This window comes from Johannesbaptistia floridana (assembly GCF_057440575.1).
Genome location: NZ_JALKVM010000005.1, coordinates 1 through 4,812, shown reverse-complemented (window position 1 = coordinate 4,812; position 4,812 = coordinate 1). Strand labels below are relative to the sequence as shown.

Sequence of the window (4,812 nt, the reverse complement as noted above, 5' to 3'; positions counted from 1 at the left end):
ACCAATTTTTAAGCGTTGAGCATTAATTCTTTAACTCATTACTTCCTCACTTCAAGACTTCAAAACTCAACTACCACAAGTAACTTTGGATAAAGATGCAAGATCTGAGTAATAATAATTTATGAATTTTTGAGTAACCAAAGAAAAAAATGCACTCTTTTTAACATAAAACATTAGAAAACCTTGCACTTGCGGATGCAACTAGGTGCGAGGTTCCCTCGCCGAGGGAACGCGCACCTAGCATTGCCAGAAAAATTGGCTCAAACCTATATCCAGTCAAAGTTTTATATTTATTCAGCAAGCCGTAATTAATTATTCCAGTGTCTGGACTTTCCACACCTTAGCGGTACCATCTGCTGAAGCGGTAACAATCTGAGTGCCATCGTAGTTAAATTTGGCAGACAATACCCAGTGTTGATGACCTTCTAAGGTAGCTAAGAGTTTACCCTTGGTATTCCACACCCTAGCAGTTCCATCTGCTGAAGAGGTGACAATCTGGGTGCCATCGGGGCTAAATTCGGCATAACCTACCCTATCTTGATGACCTTCTAAGGTGACTAAGAGCTTACCCTGACTATCCCACAGCCTAGCGGTACCATCTGCTGAAGCGGTGACAATCTGGGTGCCATCGGGGCTAAATTTAGCAGAATATACCGTGCTTTGATCATGGTTGAGGGTAGCTATGAGTGTACCCTTAGTATCCCACACCATAACGGTTCCACCTTTTGAAGTGCTAAGAATCTGGGTGCCATCGGGGCTAAATTCGGCAATTAAACCAGGACGGGAGAGATCGCGAGGAACAATGAAGGTGTCGATGAGTTTACCCTGGCTATCCCACACCATGACGACTCCACGTCTTGCTGAAGAGGTAACAATCTGGGTGCTATCGAGGCTAAATTTGGCATAATCTACTGAGCCTTGATGATGACGGTCTAAGGTGGCTATGAGATTACCCTGACTATCCCACAGCCTAGCGGTTCCATCTCTTGAAGCGGTAATAATCTGAGTGCCATCGGGGCTAAATTCGGCATAATTTGCAAAGTCTTCTAAGGTGGCTATGAGGTTACCCTGGCTATCCCACAGCCTAACAGGATTATCTATTGGAGCGGTAACAATCTGGGTACCATCGGGGCTAAATTTGACATAATTTGTCAAGCCTTCTAAGGTGGCTATGAGATTACCCTGACTATCCCACAGCCTAGCGGTACCATCATCTGAAGCGGTAATAATTTGGGTGCCATCGGGGCTAAATTCGGCAAAATATACCCTTTTTTGATGACCTACTAAAGTGGCTGTTAGCTTAACCTGATTATCCAACAGTATGGCGGTATCATCATCTGACGCGGTAAGAGTCTGGGTACCATCAGAGCTAAATTCGGCATAATTTACCCTATCTTGATCACCGTTGAGAATTCTAACCTTTTTGGGTAAATTGTCATAGATGCTATTAATTGCCAGAATAGGACTTGCTTTAGGATAAAGTCCATGGCTTTGTTCCATGGTAAGTAATTGTCTTTCTATTTTAACTGCTGTTAATAATCCTTGTGTCTGGTGATGATTATCTAATTTATCCAAGGCTTTTACCTCTGAAGGTTCGAGTCTGATTAAGGTTTTTGCGGGTTTTAGGTTTTGAGAACTTTGAAAACCAATATCAAAAACTATCACAGCAATAATAAGAGCAATCTTAGTCATGATTAATAATTTTTTTAGTATTTATACTTAAAAAACAATTCTACATTACCCCTAGGCCAGTAACTTTGGATAAAGATGCAAGATCTGGGTTTAAGAGTAATTACACATTATATGATAGTGTGTGGTGAATGCTTGAGCCCCTAACAAGTTACAATTTTTAACAAAAATGCTCATGGGGTCAAGAGAACAAAAGTACTGAATACGCCTTTTTGGTCAACCAATTTTTAAGCGTTTAGCATTAATTCTCTAACTCCAAGACGTCAAGACTTCTTACTTCAAAACTCATTACTTCAAAACTTCAAAACTCACTATTCATCCACCAGTAACATTAGGTAAAGATGCGAGGGTCTGAGCTTTGGGCAGATCTCGAAGAGATCGCCATAAGCGAAAATCTCCGTTTACTCTAAACTCCAGTTTAAGGAAAGTATTGACATAATGTATTTACAAAAAGTAAAATTAAGGGATAGATCAAGCTAAAAAAATTTTAAAAGTTCATACATGAATAGATGAATCAAGAGTTCGAGTGGGATGAAGAAAAAAGCAAAATTAACCTTGAAAAACATGGAATTAGTTTTGATTTTGCTAAGTTATTGTTTTTTGAAGATTATCTCTGTCAGTATGATGATAGATTCGATTATGGTGAAGAGCGATTTCAAGCACTCGGAGAAGTTTACGGCATAGTTTTATTTGTTACTTACACTATTATTTATCAAGAAAAAATCAGATTAATTTCAGCGAGAAAAGCCACAAAAAAAGAAGTAAAAATATGGGAGGAGTACTATTATGAATAATTCATCAGAAAAATATCTACCTAATCAAGAAGAATTAAACAGAATTAGAAATATTAAAGAAGAAAATATTGATTTATCTGATGCACCAGAAACCGATGCTCAGTTTTGGCAATCAGCTAAATTTATTCAAAATAAACCAAGAAACAAGAAAATGGTTTCCATGAGATATGATCAAGATTTATTAGAATGGCTTAAAAGTGAGGCAGATAAAAGAGGGATCGGCTATCAAGTTTTTATTCATTCAATTCTTGAGTCTTATCGCCATCATTTGTCCTAATTTTGATAGAAAAAAGGGTCGTGCATCAAATATAGCAATGAGCAAATAGATGTTTACAGTTATTATGAAAAGCCCCCCTTGTTTGCGGGGGGTTGGGGGGAAAAGTTTATCTAAATATTGTTAACACTACAACGCTCATTGCTATAACTGGGTTCTGTTGCCAAAAAAATAAGCGACACTATTAGTGGAGGTATTTTCCTCACACCAAAGCATCTATACCTAATGTTACTGGTTGTTGTTGAGTAATGAGTTTTGAAGTAATGAGTAATGAGTAATATCAAGTTCGGGTGAATACTTACAATAAAAATGAGGTGAGGCAGGAGGCACCGAGGCAGGAGGCTCCGAGGAAAGGAAGAAGGTATGAAGGTAGAACTTTATCATAACTAATTAGGGCTTGCTGAATAAATCCAGAAGTCAAAGCAGATAAGGGTTTTGAGCTTTTTTTCTGCCTTTAAGTGCAAGGTTATCACATTTAATTGCTCAAAACCCTTGCACTTTTGCCAGCGATCGCCGTCAGATTTAGAAAATTAGAGACTGAAACTACCACTAAGTAAGCTGTGTAGCCTCCAGAATCACTCGCTTCAACTTTTTCAGCAAGCCCTAATTAAACGGACATGATATAAGAAGCAATGAGTAATGAGTTTTGGAGTCTTGAAGTAATGAGTTAAAGAATTGATCCTAACCTATTAAAAATTGATTCTCGCCTGTTGACCAATTTCTGTACTCTTGTTCTAGGGCGAGTAATCTGAGTTTTAGGTATTTGCATCAATATCTCATCATATAACTAATATTAAAAGATAAAGGTGTGCCTAAAAATTTAAAGTTTGGAGATGTCAACATCTCCTTGAGCCACAAACCAAGTATCCTTATTTTGGGGACTGATTGGTTCACTCAACACCACTAAATACTTGTCTCCTTTTGTTTCAGCCGATAGTAAATAATAAGTTTGGTTTTTGTTTACTTGATACCAAGTTATGCCATCTCCTTCAGGATCTTGTTTTTGTAAAACAGCTATATCCTCTTCATTAGATGTAAAGATAGCACCTTCGGCCTTAGAAACCCGTAATGTTTCTTTGATATTCCAACGTTGAGCAAAGCTATCTTTTAAATCTTCAGGAATTGCTTCGTGAATAAAAATTAGAGCTTCCTCTTGATGGGGATCTATAGATTTTGAGCCTTTATAGGAATGAGATAAATTTTTTAATTCAATGGCTGATTCTTGTGAATTTATGCCCGGCTGCCATCCCTTACGCCATTTCTCGGTAAATTGATCCATGATTGCTTTTCCATTATCGAGTTCTGATTCAATCTGGTTTTGCAACCATTGTAAAGAATATTGTTGGAGTTCCTGTTGTTTGGGAGTATTGTACTTGGCATAAGATGTAAAGGCATCTCTTAAGAAGCTGGGACTTAATCTTTTTGAAGTAGTCATGAAAAACGATCCTCTGATTGATTTTGAAGGTTTACAATTCAACTGCTGCTAATTTTTATTGGCAACAAGTAGATGGCATTTTTACCTTTCTAAATTTGAAGCTAAACTTTATCCAACAATCGAGATGAGGCGATATGTCAGATAAAAGAAAGAGAAAAGAATCCAAAAAAGAGCTTAATTTGATGAAGTTAAAGCTCTTAATAACCTAAACTTTAAGTTATAAAAAACAATCTTTCTATGTAAATCTCAGATCACAGCTTAAGAGATTGGAAATTCTGCAAGAGATTGCACAAATTCAAGATAGAGAAGCTTTTTTCTAAAATTCTGTCTAATTCTTTACACCCTAAGCATTACTGCATTACTGAGGAGCAAGAAATGTCAACTTTTTAGTGGTTCATTATTGCATTATGCTGTTAACGATAGCAATAATCTAGAAATCAAACAGCTAATTACAATACCAAAAACAAGATTATTTTTCACCGTACCTCACACCAAAGCATCAAAACCCAAATGTTACTGGTTGTGGTTGAGTTTTGAAGTAAGGAGTTTTGAAGTAAGGAGTTTTGAAGTAATGAGTTAAAGAATTAATGCGATCGCCCTTAAAAATTGGTTGACCAAAA

Annotated in this window: 4 protein-coding genes; 2 read left to right on the top strand and 2 right to left on the bottom strand. The window is 37.0% G+C overall.

Features of this window, described 5'->3' with window-relative positions; all coding sequences use genetic code 11:
- Nucleotides 1-312 precede the first annotated feature (312 nt).
- Nucleotides 313-1,692 (bottom strand): WD40 repeat domain-containing protein, encoded by a 1,380-nt coding sequence (locus MW688_RS00415; protein ID WP_486733929.1) that lies wholly within the window; start codon nt 1,690-1,692, stop codon nt 313-315.
- 506 nt (nt 1,693-2,198) lie between these two features.
- On the opposite strand from MW688_RS00415, the gene MW688_RS00410 reads away from it, so the two are divergent.
- Both MW688_RS00410 and MW688_RS00405 read left to right on the top strand, forming a co-directional pair.
- On the top strand, nt 2,199-2,483 hold the full coding sequence (locus MW688_RS00410; RefSeq protein ID WP_486733928.1) for a BrnT family toxin: 285 nt from the start codon (nt 2,199-2,201) through the stop codon (nt 2,481-2,483).
- Complete coding sequence (locus MW688_RS00405; protein WP_486733927.1) at nt 2,476-2,760, top strand: CopG family antitoxin; 285 nt, start codon at nt 2,476-2,478, stop codon at nt 2,758-2,760. The genes MW688_RS00410 and MW688_RS00405 overlap by 8 nt, the downstream gene beginning before the upstream one ends.
- An 817-nt stretch (nt 2,761-3,577) precedes the next feature.
- On the opposite strand, the gene MW688_RS00400 is transcribed toward MW688_RS00405, so the two are convergent.
- The gene (locus MW688_RS00400; RefSeq protein WP_486733926.1) at nt 3,578-4,192 is read right to left on the bottom strand and encodes a hypothetical protein; all 615 of its coding nucleotides are present in this window, start codon (nt 4,190-4,192) and stop codon (nt 3,578-3,580) included.
- Nucleotides 4,193-4,812 lie beyond the last annotated feature (620 nt).